This window comes from Plantactinospora sp. BC1 (assembly GCF_003030345.1).
Lineage (GTDB): Bacteria > Actinomycetota > Actinomycetes > Mycobacteriales > Micromonosporaceae > Plantactinospora.
Genome location: NZ_CP028158.1, coordinates 7,628,733 through 7,646,399 on the forward strand (window position 1 = coordinate 7,628,733; position 17,667 = coordinate 7,646,399).

13 protein-coding genes are annotated in these 17,667 nt (G+C 75.5%); 5 read left to right on the forward strand and 8 right to left on the reverse strand.

Annotated features, from left to right (window positions below):
• Positions 1 to 196 precede the first annotated feature (196 nt).
• Genes C6361_RS33475 through C6361_RS33490 form a run of 4 tightly spaced genes read left to right on the forward strand, consistent with a single transcriptional unit; the run spans position 197 to position 7,467 of the window.
• Complete coding sequence (locus C6361_RS33475) at positions 197 to 4,603, forward strand: SdrD B-like domain-containing protein (protein WP_159079597.1); 4,407 nt, start codon at positions 197 to 199, stop codon at positions 4,601 to 4,603.
• On the forward strand, positions 4,587 to 4,853 hold the full coding sequence (locus C6361_RS33480; RefSeq protein ID WP_159079598.1) for a hypothetical protein: 267 nt from the start codon (positions 4,587 to 4,589) through the stop codon (positions 4,851 to 4,853). The genes C6361_RS33475 and C6361_RS33480 overlap by 17 nt, the downstream gene beginning before the upstream one ends.
• A complete protein-coding gene (locus C6361_RS33485; protein ID WP_107270177.1) occupies positions 4,853 to 6,823 on the forward strand; it encodes a nucleotidyltransferase family protein in 1,971 nt (656 codons plus the stop codon). Before C6361_RS33480 ends, C6361_RS33485 begins: the two co-directional genes overlap by 1 nt.
• Before the next feature lie 41 nt (positions 6,824 to 6,864).
• Entirely contained in the window at positions 6,865 to 7,467 is a 603-nt protein-coding gene (locus tag C6361_RS33490; protein WP_159079599.1) for a lasso peptide biosynthesis B2 protein, read from the forward strand.
• Here C6361_RS33490 and C6361_RS33495 read toward each other — a convergent pair.
• From C6361_RS33495 to C6361_RS33530, 8 genes are all read right to left on the reverse strand, one after another.
• Positions 7,455 to 7,736, reverse strand: a complete 282-nt coding sequence (locus tag C6361_RS33495) for a PqqD family protein (RefSeq protein WP_107270180.1) — start codon at positions 7,734 to 7,736, stop codon at positions 7,455 to 7,457. The two genes, C6361_RS33490 and C6361_RS33495, sit on opposite strands and share 13 nt — an antisense overlap.
• Positions 7,733 to 8,959: an asparagine synthase-related protein gene (locus C6361_RS33500; RefSeq protein WP_107261674.1), complete on the reverse strand. Its 1,227-nt coding sequence runs from the start codon at positions 8,957 to 8,959 to the stop codon at positions 7,733 to 7,735. The genes C6361_RS33495 and C6361_RS33500 overlap by 4 nt, the downstream gene beginning before the upstream one ends.
• The gene (locus C6361_RS33505) at positions 8,952 to 9,839 is read right to left on the reverse strand and encodes an ABC transporter permease (protein ID WP_107270181.1); all 888 of its coding nucleotides are present in this window, start codon (positions 9,837 to 9,839) and stop codon (positions 8,952 to 8,954) included. Before C6361_RS33505 ends, C6361_RS33500 begins: the two co-directional genes overlap by 8 nt.
• Entirely contained in the window at positions 9,836 to 10,450 is a 615-nt protein-coding gene (locus tag C6361_RS33510) for an ATP-binding cassette domain-containing protein (RefSeq protein ID WP_107270183.1), read from the reverse strand. The genes C6361_RS33505 and C6361_RS33510 overlap by 4 nt, the downstream gene beginning before the upstream one ends.
• A gap of 49 nt (positions 10,451 to 10,499) precedes the next feature.
• Entirely contained in the window at positions 10,500 to 10,664 is a 165-nt protein-coding gene (locus C6361_RS33515; protein WP_159079600.1) for a lasso RiPP family leader peptide-containing protein, read from the reverse strand.
• A 117-nt stretch (positions 10,665 to 10,781) separates the two neighbouring features.
• A complete protein-coding gene (locus tag C6361_RS33520; protein WP_107270184.1) occupies positions 10,782 to 12,575 on the reverse strand; it encodes a hypothetical protein in 1,794 nt (597 codons plus the stop codon).
• Positions 12,568 to 15,780 (reverse strand): bifunctional [glutamine synthetase] adenylyltransferase/[glutamine synthetase]-adenylyl-L-tyrosine phosphorylase, encoded by a 3,213-nt coding sequence (locus tag C6361_RS33525; protein WP_107270186.1) that lies wholly within the window; start codon positions 15,778 to 15,780, stop codon positions 12,568 to 12,570. Before C6361_RS33525 ends, C6361_RS33520 begins: the two co-directional genes overlap by 8 nt.
• A gap of 39 nt (positions 15,781 to 15,819) precedes the next feature.
• The gene (locus tag C6361_RS33530; RefSeq protein WP_107261688.1) at positions 15,820 to 16,635 is read right to left on the reverse strand and encodes a type 1 glutamine amidotransferase; all 816 of its coding nucleotides are present in this window, start codon (positions 16,633 to 16,635) and stop codon (positions 15,820 to 15,822) included.
• A gap of 68 nt (positions 16,636 to 16,703) precedes the next feature.
• Between C6361_RS33530 and C6361_RS33535 the strand changes: the two genes are divergently transcribed.
• Positions 16,704 to 17,633 carry an LD-carboxypeptidase gene (locus C6361_RS33535; RefSeq protein ID WP_107270187.1) on the forward strand — a complete coding sequence of 310 codons (930 nt, stop codon included), beginning with the start codon at positions 16,704 to 16,706 and terminating at the stop codon, positions 17,631 to 17,633.
• Positions 17,634 to 17,667 lie beyond the last annotated feature (34 nt).

Genomic DNA, 17,667 nt, shown 5'->3' on the forward strand with positions numbered 1-17,667 from the left:
GCCGACGGCCGGGCGGCCCGGCGGAGGTCGGCACGCGACGTCGGCTGTTCCGGCAAGGCCCGCAAAACGGGTATAGTTAGTTTAACGATTATTGAGGACAATTCACCTTCCACTGTATCCTTTCGGCGTAGACGGGGACGCCCGGGTCGCAGCAGTACCGAATCACCGCACCCGCGCTCAAGGAGGCGACTCCGTCGTGCACCACCGTCCTTCCCGTACCCTTCGGTCACCTCAGCGCTTCCTCCTCGCGGCCACGGTCGTCACCGGCACCGTCGCGGCGGCCGGCATGGTCGCGCCCGCCGCACCCGCCGCCGCCGCGGTGAACCAGATCTCCCTGGCCGTCCTCTCCGACGGCACCGCCCCGTTCGACAGCCTCGACAGCGGCCCGACCAACGGCGTGGTCCGGACCCGGGACGTACTCAGCTACGAGTGGCGGTACTCGTCCGACTCCGGGGCACCCGGCCCGGTCACCTTCGTGCAGACCCTGGACACCTCGCCCCGGGTACGCTTCGACGCCTCCAACCTCGCCCAGTGCACCGGCCCCGACGCCGGCACGCTCAGCGCCGACGGGCACACCCTGACCTGCTCGGTCGCCGTCGACGCGACCGGTGCCGGTTCGGTGCCGATCACCGTCACGCTGGACGGCTCGGTACCGAACGGCACGGTGATCAACTCGACGCTCACCGCCAACTCCGGCGCCCTGGTCGGCGGCTCGCGCAGCACCACAGTGGCCGCGATGCCGCAACTGAACCTCCAGGCGCGGCTCTGGGGCACCCCGACCGCGGCCTCGGTCGGCGGCGCGGCGGGCAGCGGCTACGTCTTCAGCTTCGTGGTGACCCAGCCGGCCAACGCCAAGGGCACCGAACTGGTCACCGCCCCGCTGACCTTCACCGCCGACCTGAGCACGATCTCCCCGAACGCGGTACTGGTCGCCGGCTCGTGCGCCCCGGTCAACCACGGCGGCTACGCCATCCCGTACGGCCGGATCGGCATCAACCCGAACGCGACGGCGAACAACTCGGTGGTCAACTCCGGCACGGTGAGCTGTAGCCAGACCGGCCGGGTCGTCACGGTCACCGTCACCGGCGCCGACCTCGCCGGCACCAGCAACCCGACCACCGGGGCGCAGGGCAACACGCTCTCGAACAGCCTGCGCTATCTGGTCTCCGGCAGCTTCACCGTCTTCGTACCCAGCACCGACAGCGGCTCGGTGATCCAGTCGACGATCCAGTACCGCGGCTTCGACCCGTTCAGCATCACCGGCCAGTCGAACTTCGGCACCGGCTACGAGCCCGGCGGTGAACCCTCCGCCGCGACCTGCACCTACGTCGCCGACAACACCAACCGGAGCAACGACAACTGCTTCTCCACCACCTTCGGCCCCCGGGCGGCCGGCTACAACGGCTACTTCTGGACCACCGACACCCCCGGCGGGATCCCGGCCGGCAACGCCAGCAACGGCACCTCCGGAGACGGCGTCGCCTCCCCCGGACAGACCTACTACGACCGGCTGCACCTCTACTCGACCAGCGGACCGGCGCTGACCGGCGCGGCGATCTGCGACAAGTGGAACCCGGCCGAGACCCGGATCGTCGGGATCGGCCGGGCGTACCGGAACAACACCGTCGTCGCCGCCTCCGAGTACACGGTGGAGTACGCCGTGCTGCCGATGGCCGACGACAACGCCCGCCGGACCACCTCCTGCGGCACCGGCACCTGGTATCCCTCGGTCGAGGCGGCCGGCGGGGCGAGCCTGGTCAACGCGGTCCGGTTCACCCCGAACTGGACCATCGCCAACGGCGAGACCAGCTATTTCCACCCGCAGTTCCAGGTGCAGCCGAACCCGGTCGGCACCATCCTGGCCAACTTCGACAGCGCCCGGCTCGGTGCCGCCGAGACCTGGGGGCCGTCGTTCTACAACCGGGTCACCAACAACCCGTCGTACACCGGAAACCGGCTGACCGTCACCGACGGGGTGCTCCGGGTGGCCAAGACCAACAACCTGCCGCCCAGCCAGCAGTTCATCGCGGCCGGCGGCACCGTCACCTACACCCTGACCCCGACGGTGACCCGGGCGACCTCGGCGACCAGCCCGGTCGGCGGGGTACGGATCACCGACACCCTGCCCGGCTGCCTGAGCTACGTCGCCGGCAGCGCGCACTACGTCTCCGGCGGCGCCAGCCTCGGCGTCGAGCTGACCGCCGGCAACAACGGCGCGGACGGCATCCCGTGCACCGGGGACAGCGGCGAGACCGGGCAGAGCCTGCTGCTCAAGCTCGGGCCGATCGTCCCCGGCGGCAGCATCCCGGCGATCGCCTTCCAGGCCACCGCGCTGCGGATCACCCCGGACAGCACCGGCGCGGCCAACACCGCCGTGATCGGCTCCGACGCGGCGGTACCGATCGACCTGGCTAAACGCACCGCCACCTCTACGATCACGGTACGCAACCAGACCCAGTTGGCCATCTCGGAGACCACCGCCACCCCGCAGATCACCGGCGACGAGCCGCTGAGCTACACGATCGCGTACCGGAACGTCACCGGACTGACCATCCCCTCGCTGGTGATCCTCTCCGAGCTGCCGTACAACGGCGACGGGCGGTCGTCGTTCAGCGGCACCCTGACGTACGCCGGATCCACCGCGCCGGCCGGCGCCACGGTGCAGTGCACGACCCGGCCGCACGGCACGCACACCGGCGACCCGGCCGACTATTCGACGGCGGCCTGCGGCCCGGCCACCACCGGGGTACGGATCGTCGTCACCAACCTGACCAACACCACCGTCAACGCGGTCCGGCTCAACCTGACCACCAGCGGCAACAACACCGGTGACCGGTACGTCAACACCAGCACCGGCAGCTATCTGCCCAGCGGTGGCAGCACCCCGATCACGCTGCCCAGCGAGACCGCACAGGTGACCGTGGTGTCGTCGACGATCAGCGGACGCACCTGGCGGGACGCGAACGCCGACGGGATCCGGCAGTCCGGCGAGGGCCCGCTGGGCGGCTTCCCGGTGGCGCTCTCCGGCACCAACGACCTGGGCAGTCCGGTGACCCGGTCGACGACGACCGCCGCCGACGGGACGTACGCCTTCACCGGGCTGCGGGCCGGCACCTACACCGTGACGTTCAACCCGGCCGCGCTCGCCGCGGACCAGCGCTTCTCGCCGCAGGGCCAGGGCGCCAACCGGGGGGTCGACTCGGACGGCGATCCGAGCACCGGCGCCACCGCCGTACTGGCGCTCGGCACCGGCGCCACCCGCAGCGACATCGACCAGGGGATCCGGCTGGTCCCGCCCACCGTCACCGTCACGCCGTCGCGCGTCAGCACGAACTTCGGCGACGAGGTGACGCTGACCGCCGACGTCTCGCCCTCCGCCGCCACCGGCACGGTCACCTTCACCGCCGGCGTGACCACCGGCCCGTCGGCCGGCTCGACGGTCACCCTCGGCACCGCGCCCCTCAGCGGCGGGCGGGCGACGCTGACGGTGACGCTGCCGGCGTACGGGCCGAACACGGTGACCGCCGGCTACGGCGGGGACGCGACCTATCCGGCCGGCACCTCCAGCGGGCATGTGGTGCAGGTCTCCGCCGCCAATACCCGACTGCTGGTCAGCGAGTTCCGGCTCTCCGGCCCCGGTGGCCCGACCGACCAGTACGTCGAGCTGACCAACACCAGCCCGTTCGCCGTCCCGCTGGCCGGGTTCACGGTGAAGACCGACAACGGCGCCGCCGTCACACTCCCCCGGACGGCACCGACCCTCGGCTCCGGCCGGGCGTACCTGGTGGTCGGCGGCGGGTACTCGCTCTCCTCGCTGGCCGCGCCGGACCTCGTCGTCGCCACCCTGGGCACCACCGGCGGGGTCCGGACGACCGCACCCGACGCGGCCGGCACGGTCACCGACGCGGCCGGGTCGAGTCCCGGGTACTCCACCGGCACCCCGCTGCCCGCGCTGACCGGCCAGCCGACCGACCAGTACGCCTGGGTGCGGCTGGCCCAGACCGGCACGTTGCAGAACACCCGCGACAACAACACCGACTTCGCCCTCGTCTCCAGCACGGGCGGCCCGGTCGGCGGGGTGCAGTCCACCCTGGGCTCCGCCTCGCCGAGCGGCACCACCAGCCCGGTACGCCGACCGGCCCACCTGGTCTCGTCACTGATCGACCCCGACCGGCCGGTCAACGCCGCACCGAACCGGGAGGTGACCGCCGGCCAACCCCGCATCCTGACCGTCCGGCGCACCATCACCAACAACTCGGGCAGCACGGTCACCTCGGCCCGGCTCCGGATCATCTCGATCAGCGCGGCGAACGGCGCACCGAAGCCGGGCGTACCGAGCCAGCCGGCGGACCCGGCCCGGCTGCGGGCGGTGAACTCGGCGACGCCGGTCACGGCGATCACGGTCGGCGGCCGTACGGTACTGGCGCACAGCGTCACGCTGGCGGCTCCGGCCACCGATCCACCGGGCGGTGGCCTGAACAGCACCCTCGCCGTTCCGCTGCCCAGCGGCGGGCTGCCGGCCGGGGAGAGCGTCTCGGTCTCGATCACGTTCGCCGTCGACAGCGGCCGGACCTTCTGGTTCACCTATGACGTCGAGGTTTAGCCCGTCGGTCCGGGCCGCGGTGCTGCTCGCGGTCACCGCCGCCGTCATCCTGATCGGCCTGCTGCTCTTCACCTCGGACCCGGCGAACCGGGAGTCCGACCGACCTGCCCCGGTGCCGGAACAGTCCGTCCCGGCGCCGGAACAGCGCGCCCCCACCCCGAACCGGCAGGTCTCGGCGCCGGTCGAGTCCGGCACGCCGGCCGGCGACGCCGGAGAACTGCCGCCGGCCCCTGAACCGGCGGACCGCTGATGACGACCGGAGCGGCGACCGGGCACGGCACCGACGGGAAACCGCACGACCGCCAGCCCACCGGTCGACGGGCGGACGAGCCGACCGGAGCGGCGTCGGCCGGCCCGGCCTGCGGCACGACGACCCCTGGACGGTCGGCGTACGGGCTGCGGGTGCACGGCCTCGACGAGGTCGCCGAACTCGGGCCGGCCCGGGAGTGCCGGCCCGACGCACCAACCGTCCGGGTGGGGCAGGCGGCCGGACCACCGCCCGGACCGCTGCCGCTGGACGGCCGGCGCGGGGTACGGGTACTCGCCGACGGCCGGCACCTGGCGCTCGATCGGGACCGGGGCCGGGCCACCTTCTACGGTCCACCGCTCGCGGCCGATCTGCTCGCCCACCCGTACCTCGGTGCGGTGGCCACGGTCTTCAACCGGTGGGCCGGTCGGGAAGCGTTCCACGCCGGGGCCTTCGTGCTCGGCGGACGCGCCTGGGCGCTGCTCGGTCCGCGTACCGCCGGCAAGAGCAGCCTGCTGGCGGCGCTGGCCGACGCCCGGGTGCCGGTGCTCACCGACGACATCCTGGTGGTCGACGGCACCACCGGGTACGCCGGGCCGCGCTGCCTGGACCTGCGCCGACCGGTACCCGGTCTCCGGCTCGACTGCCGGCCGGCCCGGCGGGACAGCCGGTCCCGGGTACTGCTGCCGCCGGTCCCGGCCCGGGTGCCGCTCGGCGGCTGGCTCTTCCTGAGCTGGGGAGACACCCTCGGGATGACCCCGCTGGGCGCACCGGAGCTGCTGGCCCGACTCGCGTGCCGGCGGTCGTGGCGGAACCTGCCGTCGGATCCGGCGACCATGCTGGCCCTGGCCACCCTGCCCGCCTGGGACCTGGTCCGCCCGCCGGACTGGAGACTCCTCGACGCCACCTGCCGGTTGCTGACCCTCACCCTGACCGGCTCGCCCGCCCCGGCACCGACGCCCACCTCGGCACCGGAACCGATGGCCGAGCCGGAGCCGGTACCCGCACCACGATCGGCGGCGACGACCGCGACGGGGGCGGCGGCGACCGCGCAGGCCGTACGCGGTCTCGGGCTCGACGCCCTGGCGGTGCGGACCGCAGCGGCGCTGCGCGACCGGGGCATCGCGAGCGTCCTGCTCAAGGGTGCCGGCCTGGCCCACCGGCTGCGGAACGCCGGATCCCGCCGGTACGGCGACGTCGACCTGCTCGTCGCGCCGGCCACCTTCGACGCGACCCAGCGGGTGCTCCGCGACCTCGGGTACCGGCCGATCCTGGCCGGCGCCCGCCAGGACGACTGGGCACACTGGCACGCCCGCCCGTGGCGGGCACCCGGACCGGCCGCGCTCACCGTCGACCTGCACCGGGGATTCGCCGGGGTCGCCGATCCGGTGGCGTTCTGGTCGGCGGTCTCCACCACGGCCGAACGGCTGGACCTGGCCGGCGGCACGGTGACGGTACCGGACGAACCCTGCGCCGCGCTGCTGGTCGCACTGCACGCCGCCAGTCCGGGCCGGTCCGGGCGCCCCGGGGACGATCTGGCCCGGGCCCTGGCGGTGCTGCCGGCAGCGACCTGGCGGGCGGCGGCCGGAATCGCCCGACGGACCGGCGCGGTTCCGGCCTTCGCGGTCGGGCTGCGCCGGGACGCGCGGGGCGACGCGCTCGCCACAGAGTTGGGACTGCCACGCCGGACGGCGGTCACCGGCTGGCTCGCCGCGCATCGCGGCAGGTCGGCGGCGTACTCGCTGGCCCGGCTCGCCGAGCTGCCGACCTGCCGTGCCCGGCTCCGGCATCTCGGCCTGCGGCTGGTGCCGTCGCCGGCCGCGATGCGGCACGCGTACCCGCTGGCCGGCCGGGGGGTCGCGGGGCTGCTGCTCGCCTATCTCCTCCGGGTCGGCGACCTCGCCCGGCGTACCCCGGGTGGCCTGTGGGAGTTGCGGATCGCGACCCGGCGGGCCGGCGGTGACCAGCGGTGACGGCGGTACCGGCCCGCTGGCTCCGGGTGTCGGGTCGAGCGGTGTCCGCACTGCTCCGGCTGGCCCGGCGCCGGGGACTGGGCGGGCTCCGGACGGCACTGTGGACGGTACGGGCCTGGCGTCGGGTACGCCGGCAGCTGCGCAGGGCCGGCATGGACGGCGTACGCCTGCCGGCCCCACCGCCCACCGCCGACGTCGACCGGACGGTGGTCTCCGGCGTACTGCACCGGCTCGGGGCGAGTTGCCTGGAACGCGCACTCGTACGGCAACGCTGGTACGCCGCCCGCCGGACTCCCCGGACGCTGGTGATCGGGGTGACCGCGCCGAGCAGCGGGTTCCGGGCGCACGCCTGGCTCGACGGCGAACCCGACCGGCACCGGCACGGGCTGGTCGAGGTCCTGCACCGCCCACCGCCGCCGGAGTGGCTGCCCGCCGACGACGGCGAACTGTCGGAGGGAGCGGAACCGGAGCGGCTGCCGGCCGGCGACCGTGAACTGTCGGGGGGAACGGAACCGGGGCGGCTGCCCGCCGACGGCCGCGAACTGTCGGAGGGAACGGAACCGGAGTGGCTGCCGGCCGGCGGCGCCGAGACTTCGGCGGCAGCGGAGAAGGCGGAGACCGGCCGCGGCGGTCACGTGGGCTGAATCAGGCCGTGGTGCAGCAGGGCGTCGAGGAAGCGCCGGACGTCCGCGACGGCCCGCTCCGCCGGGACCGGGGTGTCGGCGGTCAGCGCGGCGACCAGTTCGGTGCTGGTGGCCCCGTCGACCAGCCGGCTCCAGAGCAGCGCACCGGACCGGTCGAGTCCGAAATAGACGGAGCTGGTGGTGTCGAGTACGACGATCTCGTCGCCGGCCCGCCGCCACGCCGTACCGGCCGGCGCGACCCGGTAGACCGGCTCCGCCGTCCCGGTCATCGGCGCGGCTCCGGTCCGGAGGGCCGGGGCACGGCTGGCCGGCCGGACTCGCCGCCGCCGGAACTGGAGGCGAGCCACACCTCCTGGACCAGTCCCGCCGTGCCACCGGGGATCGGCCACCGGGACCAGAGCGTGCGCAGCGCCGCCACGTCGACGAGTTCCTCGTCGACGCCGCTGCCGTCCCAGCGCTGGACGAACCGGCGGGTCGGCCCCCGGAGGAAGACCTCCAGGAAACGGGCCTTCGGCCGGGGCGCGGTGACCACCTCCGGCAGCAGCCCGGCGGCGATCTCGGCGACCAGCCGGTCCCGGGGCGGGCACCGGCGCCGGCCGTCCGGTCCGGTCAGGGTGGTCAGGAACCCCGGGTCGAGCAGTGGATTCACCACCGCCACGCCGTGCGCGGCGCCGAGCGCGGCCAGGCTGGCGCAGGTCAGCCCGAGGTCACGCCGACGGACGTGCCAGGCGATCCGCCGGTCGAGCCGGCGCGGTTCCCGGCGCCGTTCCGCCCGGAAGGCGCGGTGGATCTCCGCCGACACCTCCGGCCGCAGCCAGGGGAACATCTCCGGGCCCGGTCGGCGCATCCGCAGTACGGCCCGGAACTGGCCGGCGCCCCGGCGCAGCCGTACCCGCAGCGGGCCGGGGCGTGCCCGGCGCCAGCCGCCGAGCACCTGGTCCCCGCCGGCACCGGTGAGCATCGACCCGCCGGTCGCCAGCTCGACGATGGGCAGGTGCAGGTGCAGGTTGGCCGGGTGCCGCAGGCCGTGCCGGCGCAGCAGCCGCCCCGCCGTCGGCCCGACCAGGTCGAGGTCGTCGTCGGCCTGGAGCAGTTGCCAGTCCCCGATGCCCAGCGCCTGGACGACCCGGTCCTGCCACCGCGACTCGTCGGCCCGGGGTGCCCCGGTGAACCGCCAGGTGACCGGTACCGGATGCGGCAGACCCTCCCGGCGGGCGACCCGGAGCGCGACGGCGAGCACGAGTGATGAGTCCAGCCCGCCGGAGAAGCTGACCACGCACGGCGGTCGGCGCAGCGCGGGCAGCACCGCCTGTTCGAGAGCGCCGAGCGGGGTCACGGCACGCTCCGGGACCGGTGCGGTCTCCGGCGGCGTCCAGCCGAGCGACCAGCGGGCCGGCCCGGTCCGGTGTGCCGGCGGCTCCGGTACGTGCCCGAGCACCACCCCGGAGGCGATCTCGCGTCGGGTCAGCCGGGAGGCGGGAGGATCAGCCACGGGTCAGCGTCCCCCGGCTGCGGGCCGAGCGCAGGGCCAGGCCGAACGTGCAGATCGCGGCCGGCAGCAGTACGACGGTGGTCCCGAGCAGCGCCAGTGCGCTACTCCCCCACTCCTCGCCGGCGATCGCCGCGCGCAGCCCGTCCAGGGCGAGCCGGGTCGGCAGTACGGCGACGAGCGGGTGCAGTTCGGCCGGCAGCGCGGCGGTCGGGAAGTAGGTACCGGAGACGAAGGAGAGCCCGACGACGAGCAGCCGGGCGACGGTGCCGCCGTGCCCGACCGCCACCGAGACCGCCATCAGCGCGACGCCGATGCCGAGCACCGCCGTGCCGCCGAGCCCGAGCAGCAGCACCACCCCGAGCCAGTCGGCCCGGTCGGTTCGCAGCCCGAGCAGCAGGCTCAGCACCAGCAGATAGAAGCCGGCCCGGAGCAGGGCGAAGACGAACGGGTAACCGGCGACGCCCAGCGCGAGCGCCCAGACCGGTACCGGTTGGGCGGCCAGCATCTCCAGGGTGCCGCCGCGCTGCTCCGCCGCGATCCGGGCGGTGAGCTGGGTGGCGGCCGACTGGAGGACCAGCATGAAGGTGATGCCGATCGCGACGAAGTCGAAGTAGCTCGCGGCGCCGGCCAGACCCGTCGCGGCGGACTGCTCAGCGGTGCCGTCGGGTTGGCCGAGCAGCCGGGAGATGAAGAGGAAGACCAGCAGGTTGACGATGCCGAAGGTGAGGTCGAGCAGGAGCGGCAGCCGGACGAGCCGTCGCCCGCCGAGGTCGCGTACGACGAGCGCGGCCACGGCGCGTGGCCCGGTGCTCCCGCGGCGAGCGGCGGTGACCGTCGCGGTGTCGCCGACCGGGGCGTCGGTGCGCAGGGTGCCGGTCATCGCGGGGCGGTGAGGGTGAGCAGGCGGTCGCAGCGGTCCCGGTCGGTGTCGTGCGGCGAGGCGATCACGCAGCCGAGCCGGGGACGGCGGTCGAGGGTGGCCCAGAGCAGCTCCCGGGCCCGGTCGTCGAGGGAGCGGCCGGGCTCGTCCAGGAGCAGCAGCTTCGGATCGCCGAGCAGGGCGCGGGCGATCGTCACCCGGGCGCGCATTCCGGTGGAGCAGTGCCGGATCGGCGTACCGGAGAAGGTGTCGACGCCCAGCTCACCCTCCAGCCGGCGCACCTCGGCGGACCGGTCCGGCACCGGCAGCCGGAGCCGGGCGACCAGCATCAGGTTGTCGCGGGCGGTGAGCTGCTCGTAGAGGCCGAGGTCGGTGGCGAGGCCGACCCCGACCAGGTGCCGGGCGGCCGGCGAGCCGACCGGGTGGCCGGCCACGGTGGCCCGGCCCGCGCTCAGGGCCAGCGTGCCGGCGAGGCAGCGCAGCAGGGTGGTCTTGCCGGACCCGTTGCCGCCGACGACCAGCAGCCGCACCCCGGCGGGCAGGTCGAGGTCGAGGTCGGCGAAGACGGTACGGCGGCCGAAGCGGCGGCCCGCGCCGCGCAACCGGAGCATCAGGCCCGCTGCGGGTACGGCGCTCCGGTGCCGGTCACACCGACCCCCGTCACACCGATCCCTCGTCACCCGCGCCGCCGAGCCCGTCGTCGGGGCCGACGGTGCCGCCCCGGGTCAGCTCGGCCAGCGTGCCCAGCCGGCGCACGGTCGGTGCCTGGTAGTCGGCGGGGTCGTCGTGCGGGTGCCCGGCCGAATCATCCCGAATGAGGTTCACCAAAAGTGCCTTTCATTCAAGACCGGGAGCAAATGGACAGAGAGATAGTACCGCCACCCGATGCCGCCCTCCGGCAACGACGCGTCGGGCTCGACCACGGCAGTCCCGCCGCTCCGGTCACCCCGGACAGCGCGGACCGGCGCCGGTCAGGCTCCCCGTGATCGAGTACCGGCCGGGGCGCGTCACCCGGAGCACGGTCCAGTCGGCGTACGGGGCCAGGCAGGCGTCCCGGCCACCCTCGACCCGCAGCCACCTCGACCAGCGGAGCCGGACCAGGGTCTCCCCGGCGGCCGGTACGTCGACCGTCAACTCCACCGAGGTGGCCCGCACCAGTTCGGCACCCGGGGTACCCGGACCCGCCCCCTCGGCGCCGTCCGGCGGGTCGCCCCCACCCGGCCCGACCGCCCCCGCGCCGAGCGCCTGCACCACGGAGGGGGCGCCGGTCACCGCGTACAGGGTCCAGTCCGGGTGCTGCCAGACCGGGGTCAGGTACGGCAGCCCGCCCCGGATCAGTTCCGCCTCCCGGCGGCCGACCCAGGACGGCTCGGCACCGGCCAGGGCGACGTACGCCACGCCGTTGTCCCGCAGCCAGTGGCCGTACGACTCCGCGTCGACGCTGCCGTCCAGGAAGAGCCGGTTGTGCGCCTGGTCGGCCTGGCGCAGCCAGCCCCGGGCCAGCGGCGCGGCCTCCGGCACGTACGCCGCCTCCCAGTAGTTCGCCGTCGGCACCACCTCGATCCGGCCGGGCGGCCGGCCGGCCAGCTCGGTCAGCAGCGGTGCGAAGTAGCTCCGGGACGCCGTCGGGTCCCCGGCCGCGCGCAGGTCCGCCACGGAGACCGGCGGCTCCACGACGGCGACCAGCACCACGATCGCGGCCAGCGCGAATCCGGTCGCCCGCCGAGACCAGCCCCGGGCCGATCCGGTCCCCCGTCGCAACCAGCCCCGGGCCGAGCCGGTCCCCCGTCCGGGCCAGCCCCGGGCTGGGCCGGGCGGCAGCGTCGCGTAGCCGGCCAGCACCGGCAGCGCGAACATCGCGGCCAGCCGGGTGGCGTTCAGCCCGACCGGTGTCCGGACCGCGAACGCCGCCAGCACCCCGAGGGTGGCCAGCACCGCGCCGATCCGCAGTACCCGCCTCGGCACCAGGAGCGCGACCAGCGCACTCGCCAGCGCCGAGGTGACCGTGTCGGTGAGGCTGATGTTCATCCAGCCGCCCGCGCCGAAGCCGAGACCGAGCACCGCCACCGGCACCCCGGCGCCCACCGCCAGGACCGTCCCGTCGACCAGGCCCGGCCGCCACCGGTCCCGGCTCTCCCCGGCGTCGCCGGTCGGCGGTGCGGGGAGGGACGCCGCGAGCGCCAGCGCGACTCCGGCGAGGCCGACGAAGAGACCGGCCACCGGGCTCGCCGCGCCGGCCAGTGCCGCCGCTGCCCCGGCCGCCGTCCACCGCACCGCCGGCCGGAGTGTGCTGGTCAGCAGCAGCAGGGCGAGCAGCCCGAAGGCGACCCCGATCGCATAGGTGATCCGGCCGGAGACCAGGTTGCCGGCCACACAGGCGGCGCCGAGCAGGCTGCCGAGCAGCGGCCGACGGGCACCGGTACGCACCATCAGCAACGCCAGCGCCGCCGCCGAGCCGAGCAGCGCGAGCGCGCCGGCCAGCCGGGGGCCGAGCGCGTCGGCGCCGAGCCAGTGCATCAGCGGCGGCGTGAAGAGGCTGTAGCCGTACGGGGAGATGCCCGCGTACCAGCCGAGGTCGAGGACGGCGGATCCGTGCCGGCCGAAGAAGTTAGCCCGGGCGACCTGGGCGGAGAGGTCGGTGCCGAGCGGCGGGGCGAGCAGGAAGGCGACCGCCAGCACGCCGGCCAGGCCGACCGCGCCGGAGAGGACCGTCGGGACGCGGCGCCGGTCAGGCATTCAGCACGCGCTCCGCCGCCGCCCGGCACCGCCGCGCCGTCCGCAGGTAGTGGTCCAGGAACTCGCCCGGGTCGTCGCCGCCGAGCAGGCGTACCACGCCGGCCAGTTCCACGCCGTGCCGGGGCAACTGGTCGCCGGCCCGGCCGCGGACCAGCATCAGCGCGTTGCGTACCTGGGCGGCCATGCTCCACCCGGTGGCCATCGCGGCGGCGTCGGCGCCGTCGATCACCCCGGCCTCCCGGGCGGCGGCCAGCGCGTCGAGGGTACGCGTGCAGCGCAGCTCGGGCAGCCGGCCGGCGTGCCGGAGCTGGGTGAGTTGCACGGCCCACTCCACGTCGGCCAGCCCGCCCCGGCCCAGTTTGGTGTGCGTGGCCGGGTCGGCGCCCCGGGGCAGCCGTTCGGTCTCCACCCGGGCCTTGATCCGGCGGATCTCCACCACCTGCTCCCGGCTCAGTCCCCGCTCCGGATAGCGCACCGGGTCGGCGACCGCCTCGAACTCGCGCCCGAGGTCGGCGTCGCCGCAGACGTGCCGGGCCCGCAGCAGCGCCTGCGCCTCCCAGACCTTCGACCAGCGGGCGTAGTACTGCGCGTACGCGCCGAGGCTGCGGACCAGCGGCCCTTGCCGCCCCTCCGGGCGCAGGTCGGCGTCGACCCCGAGCGGCGGGTCGACGGCCGGCATGCCGAGCAGCCGGCGCAGCTCCTCGGCGATCGCCCGGGCCGCCGCGCTGGCCGCGTCGTCGGCCACCCCGGGCGGCGGGTCGTAGACGAAGAGCACGTCGGCGTCGGAGAGGTAGTTCATCTCGTACCCGCCGAGCCGGCCCACCCCGATCACCGCGAAGCGCAGGCCGGGCAGCTCCGGCTGGGTCGCCCGGGCCACCCGCAGCGCCGCCCGCAGGGTGGCGTCGGTGACGGCGGAGAGTGCCGCGCCGACGGTGAGCACGTCGGAGTCGCCGACGACGCCGGCCGGGGCCGGTTCCGGGGTGAGGGTCGCGGCCACCCCGGTCGGGCCGGCCGGCGCCAGCGAACCCGCCCGGTACAGCACGTCCGCGCAGGCGATCCGGACCAGTTCCCGGCCGCGCAGCGCCCGGACCGCCCGGATCGCCTCGGCCGGGTCGGCGGGCGTCGGCCCCCGACCGACGAGGTAGCGGTCGGCGGCGGCGGTGAAACCGTCGCGCAGCACCTCGGCGTCCCGGGGGGTCAGCTCGGTGTCGTCGGCGAGCAGCCGGAGCGCCTCCGGGTCCCGGGCCAGCAGGTCGGCGACGTAGCGGGAGACCGCCAGGGTACGGGCCAGCCGGCGGGCCACCGGCCCCTCGTCGCGGAGCAGCCGCAGATACCACGGGGTGCCGCCGAGCTTGTCGGAGACCTGGCGGTAGTTGAGCAGCCCCCGGTCGGGTTCGGGTGCGTCGGCGAACTCCTGGAGCAGCACCGGCAGCAGGGTGCGCTGGATCGCCGACGTCCGGGTCACCCCGCCGGTCAGCGCCTCCAGGTGCCGCAGCGCCCGGGTCGGGTCGGCGAACCCGAGGATCTCCAGCCGGTTCCGGGCCGCCTCCGGGGTCAGCCGCAGCCCGTCGGCGGGTACCCGGGCGACCGCCTCCAGCAGCGGGCGGTAGAGGAGTTTGGCGTGCAGCCGGCGTACCTCGGTGGCGTGGCCGACCCAGTCGGCCCGGAACGCCTCGACGGCGTCCCGGCCGGGCAGCGCGGTGTAGCCGAGGGCGTGCGCGAGCCAGCGCAGCGCGGGACGGTCCGCCGGCACGGTGTGGGTACGCCGCAGCGCCTGCAACTGGAGCCGGTGCTCGACCCCCCGGAGGAAGCGGTACCCGCGCAGCAGCGCCTCCCCGTCGGCCCGCCCGACGTAGCCGCCGGCGACCAGCGCCCGCAGCGCCGGGATGGTGCCCGGGGCCCGCAGCGACTCGTCGACCCGGCCGTGTACGAGCTGGAGGAGCTGCACCGCGAACTCGATGTCGCGCAGCCCGCCCGGCCCGCGCTTGATCTCCCGTTCCAGCTCGCGCGGCGGGATGTTGTCGATGATCTTGCGACGCATCGCCCGGACGTCCTCGACCGCCTCCGGCCGCTCCGCCGCCCGCCACACCAGCGGGGCGAGGGCGTCGATCCACTCCTGGGCCAGTTCGACGTCCCCGGCCGCCGGGCGGGCCTTGAGCAGCGCCTGGAACTCCCAGGTCCGGGCCCAGCGGCGGTAGTACGCGAGGTGGCTGGCGAGGGTACGCACCAGCGGCCCCCGGTTCCCCTCCGGCCGCAGCGCGGCGTCGACCGGCCAGGCCACCAGCCCGCAGATCTCGATCATCCGGGTCGCCACCTGGGTGCCGGCCGGCAGGTCCTCGTCGGTGGCGGCCACGAAGATGACGTCGACGTCGGAGACGTAGTTCAGCTCGTTGCCGCCGCACTTGCCCATCGCCACCACCGCCAGCCGGGGCACCGGGGTCCCCTCGGGCAGCTCGCCGACCGCGATGCCGTACGCGTCGGCCAGGGTGGCGTCGGCCAGCGCCGAGAGCGCCACCATGGTCTGCTCCAGGCCGCGCCCGCCGGTCAGGTCGGCCGCCGCGATCCGCAGCAGGGCCAGCCGGTACGCCTGGCGCAGCGCCGCCACCGCCGGCAGCGCTCCCGAGCCGTCGTGCGGCCCGGTGGCGTCCGGGTGCAGCAGCCCGTCGGCGTTCGGCGCCACCCCGTCGACCCCGGTACGCAGCGCCCGCCACTGCTCCGGGTTGGCCACCAGATGGTCGCCGAGCGCCGACGAGGCGCCGAGGATCGCGAGCATCCGCCGACGCAGCCCGGGATCGGCGTGCAGGGCGGCGAGCAGGCTCTCCGCCCCGTCGCCGCTTCCCGCCCCGTCGCCGCTTCCCGCCTCGTCGCCGGTTCCCGCGCCGTCGCCGGTGGCCGGGGCGACGCCGGTGGCCGGGGCGACGCCGGTGGCCGGGGCGGCGGACCGGCGTTCCGCCTCGACGATCCGGTGCAGCTGGCGCAGCGTGAGGTCCGGATCGGCGGTCCGGGAGAGCGCGGTGAGCAGTTCGCCGGCCGGGGCGTCGACCGGCTCCTGGGTCTCCGGGTCCCAGAGCCCGAGCCCGTCCGGCCCGAGCAGCTCGGCGGCCCGGCCCACGCCGTTGCCGCCGGCCCGCTCCCCGTCGCCCACCCCGAAGCCGTACCGGGCGAGCCGGGTGAGCCGGCCGGACGCGCTGGTCGGTCTGCTCATCGGCGGCGGATCCCGGTCTCGGTCATCGGCGCTACCCCCTTAGTGCCCGAGCAGCGGCAGGGTGGGCCGGGACGGCGCGCCGTCGAGCCGGCCCTGGGCCAGCGCGGCGAACCGGGCGGCGAACGGCTGCCACACCTCCTCCACGTCGGTCAGCACCTCCGCGCAGGCGGCCACCACCAGCTCCGGGTCGTAGTCCAGCGCGGCCAGGGTCGCCGAGTCGGTCGCCCAGTCGGCGATCATCTCGGCGTCGCACTCGATGTGGAACTGGAGCCCCCAGGCCCGGTCGCCGAGCCGGAACGCCTGGTGCGGATAGCGGGTCGAGGCGGCCAGCAGGGTGGCGCCCTGCGGCAGCTCGGTGATCTCGTCGACGTGCCACTGGAGCACGTCCGGGATCATCGGCACGTACCGGAACAGCGGGTCGTGCTCGGCGGCGTCCCGCTTGCCGACGACGCTCGGCCCGACCTCCGGCCCGGCCGCGCTGCGCTGCACCGTACCGGCGTGCGCGGTGGCCAGCAGTTGGGCGCCGAGGCAGATCGCCAGGGTCGGCACCCGGTGCCGGACCGCCTTGCGGAGCAGCCCCTCCAGGGCCGGGAACCAGGGCGCCCCCGGGCTGCCGTCGGGTCCCGGATACGGATGCTGGTAGCCGCCGAGTACGACGAGCGCGGCGTACCCGGTGAGGTCCTCGGGGAGCGCGTCCCCGGCGTACGGCCGGAGCACCGCCAGGTCGAGGCCGGCCTCGGTGAGCCACTCCCCCAGCCGGCGGGCGTCGTCCGTCGGGTCGTTCTCGATCACCAGCGCTGTCGCGGCGCCGCCCGCGCTGCCGGTGTCGCTCTCGGTTCCGGTCTCGGTTGCCACGGTGTCGAGGCTATCCGGTGCCCCCGGCGGCCACCGATAGGCTCGGGGCCGACGATCGAGGAGGCGGGGTGCCCGACGACCAGGCGGTGCGACCACCGGCGCTGCGGACCGGCGACACGGTGCTGCTGGTGTCGCCGTCCGGGCCGACCCGGCCGGAACGGGTCGCCCGGGGGATGGAACTGCTCACTGGTTGGGGCCTTCGTCCCGTCCTCGCCCCGAACGCGTACGCCCGGCGCGGCTACCTCGCCGGAGACGACGCGCTGCGCGCCGCCGACCTCAACGCGGCCTTCGCCGACCCGGCGGTGCGGGGCGTGCTCTGCACCCGGGGTGGCTACGGCGCGCAGCGGGTGGTCGACGCGATCGACATGTCGGCGGTGCGCCGCGATCCGAAGGTGGTGGCCGGGTTCTCCGACATCACCGCACTGCAACTCGCGCTCTGGCGCGGCGCCCGGCTGGCCACCGTGCACGGCCCGGGGGCGGCCTGGCTGGACGAGCGGACCCCGCCGGTCTCGGCCGAGTCGCTGCGCACCGCGCTGATGTGCCCCGAGCCGGTGGTGGTGCACCGGCTGCCGACCGAGGAGACCGCGGCGGTGCTGGCGCCCGGTACGGCCACCGGGCCGCTGCTCGGCGGCAACCTCTGCCTGCTCACGCACTCCCTCGGTACCCCGGACATGCCGGACCTGACCGGCGCGATCCTGCTGGTCGAGGATGTCGGGGAGCCGCCGTACAAGGTCGACCGGATGCTCACCCACCTGCGCCGGTCCGGTGCGCTGGCCGGGGTGGCCGGGGTGGCGGTGGGCCAGTTCACCGACTGCGCGGACGGCTGGGCGGTCGGGGTGGCGGAGGTGCTGGCCGAGCGGCTCGGCGATCTCGGGGTGCCGGTGCTGGGCGGGCTGCCGATCGGGCACGGGGTCGGGCAGCTCACCGTGCCGGTGGGCGTACCGGCGACGATGGACGCGGACGCCGGCACCCTGACCGTGACCTCCGCCGTACGCTGAGCCGCTCACCAAGCGCCCGGCGCAGCGCCCAGCC

Bases quoted from the DNA above. Each gene is read 5' to 3' on its own strand.
- C6361_RS33525 (WP_107270186.1), bottom strand. From the start codon at position 15,780: ATGAGCAGACCGACCAGCGCGTCCGGCCGGCTCACCCGGCTCGCCCGG.
- C6361_RS33520 (WP_107270184.1), bottom strand. From the start codon at position 12,575: ATGCCTGACCGGCGCCGCGTCCCGACGGTCCTCTCCGGCGCGGTCGGC.
- C6361_RS33485 (WP_107270177.1), top strand. From the start codon at position 4,853: ATGACGACCGGAGCGGCGACCGGGCACGGCACCGACGGGAAACCGCAC.
- C6361_RS33510 (WP_107270183.1), bottom strand. From the start codon at position 10,450: ATGCTCCGGTTGCGCGGCGCGGGCCGCCGCTTCGGCCGCCGTACCGTC.
- C6361_RS33495 (WP_107270180.1), bottom strand. From the start codon at position 7,736: ATGACCGGGACGGCGGAGCCGGTCTACCGGGTCGCGCCGGCCGGTACG.
- C6361_RS33505 (WP_107270181.1), bottom strand. From the start codon at position 9,839: ATGACCGGCACCCTGCGCACCGACGCCCCGGTCGGCGACACCGCGACG.
- C6361_RS33480 (WP_159079598.1), top strand. From the start codon at position 4,587: ATGACGTCGAGGTTTAGCCCGTCGGTCCGGGCCGCGGTGCTGCTCGCG.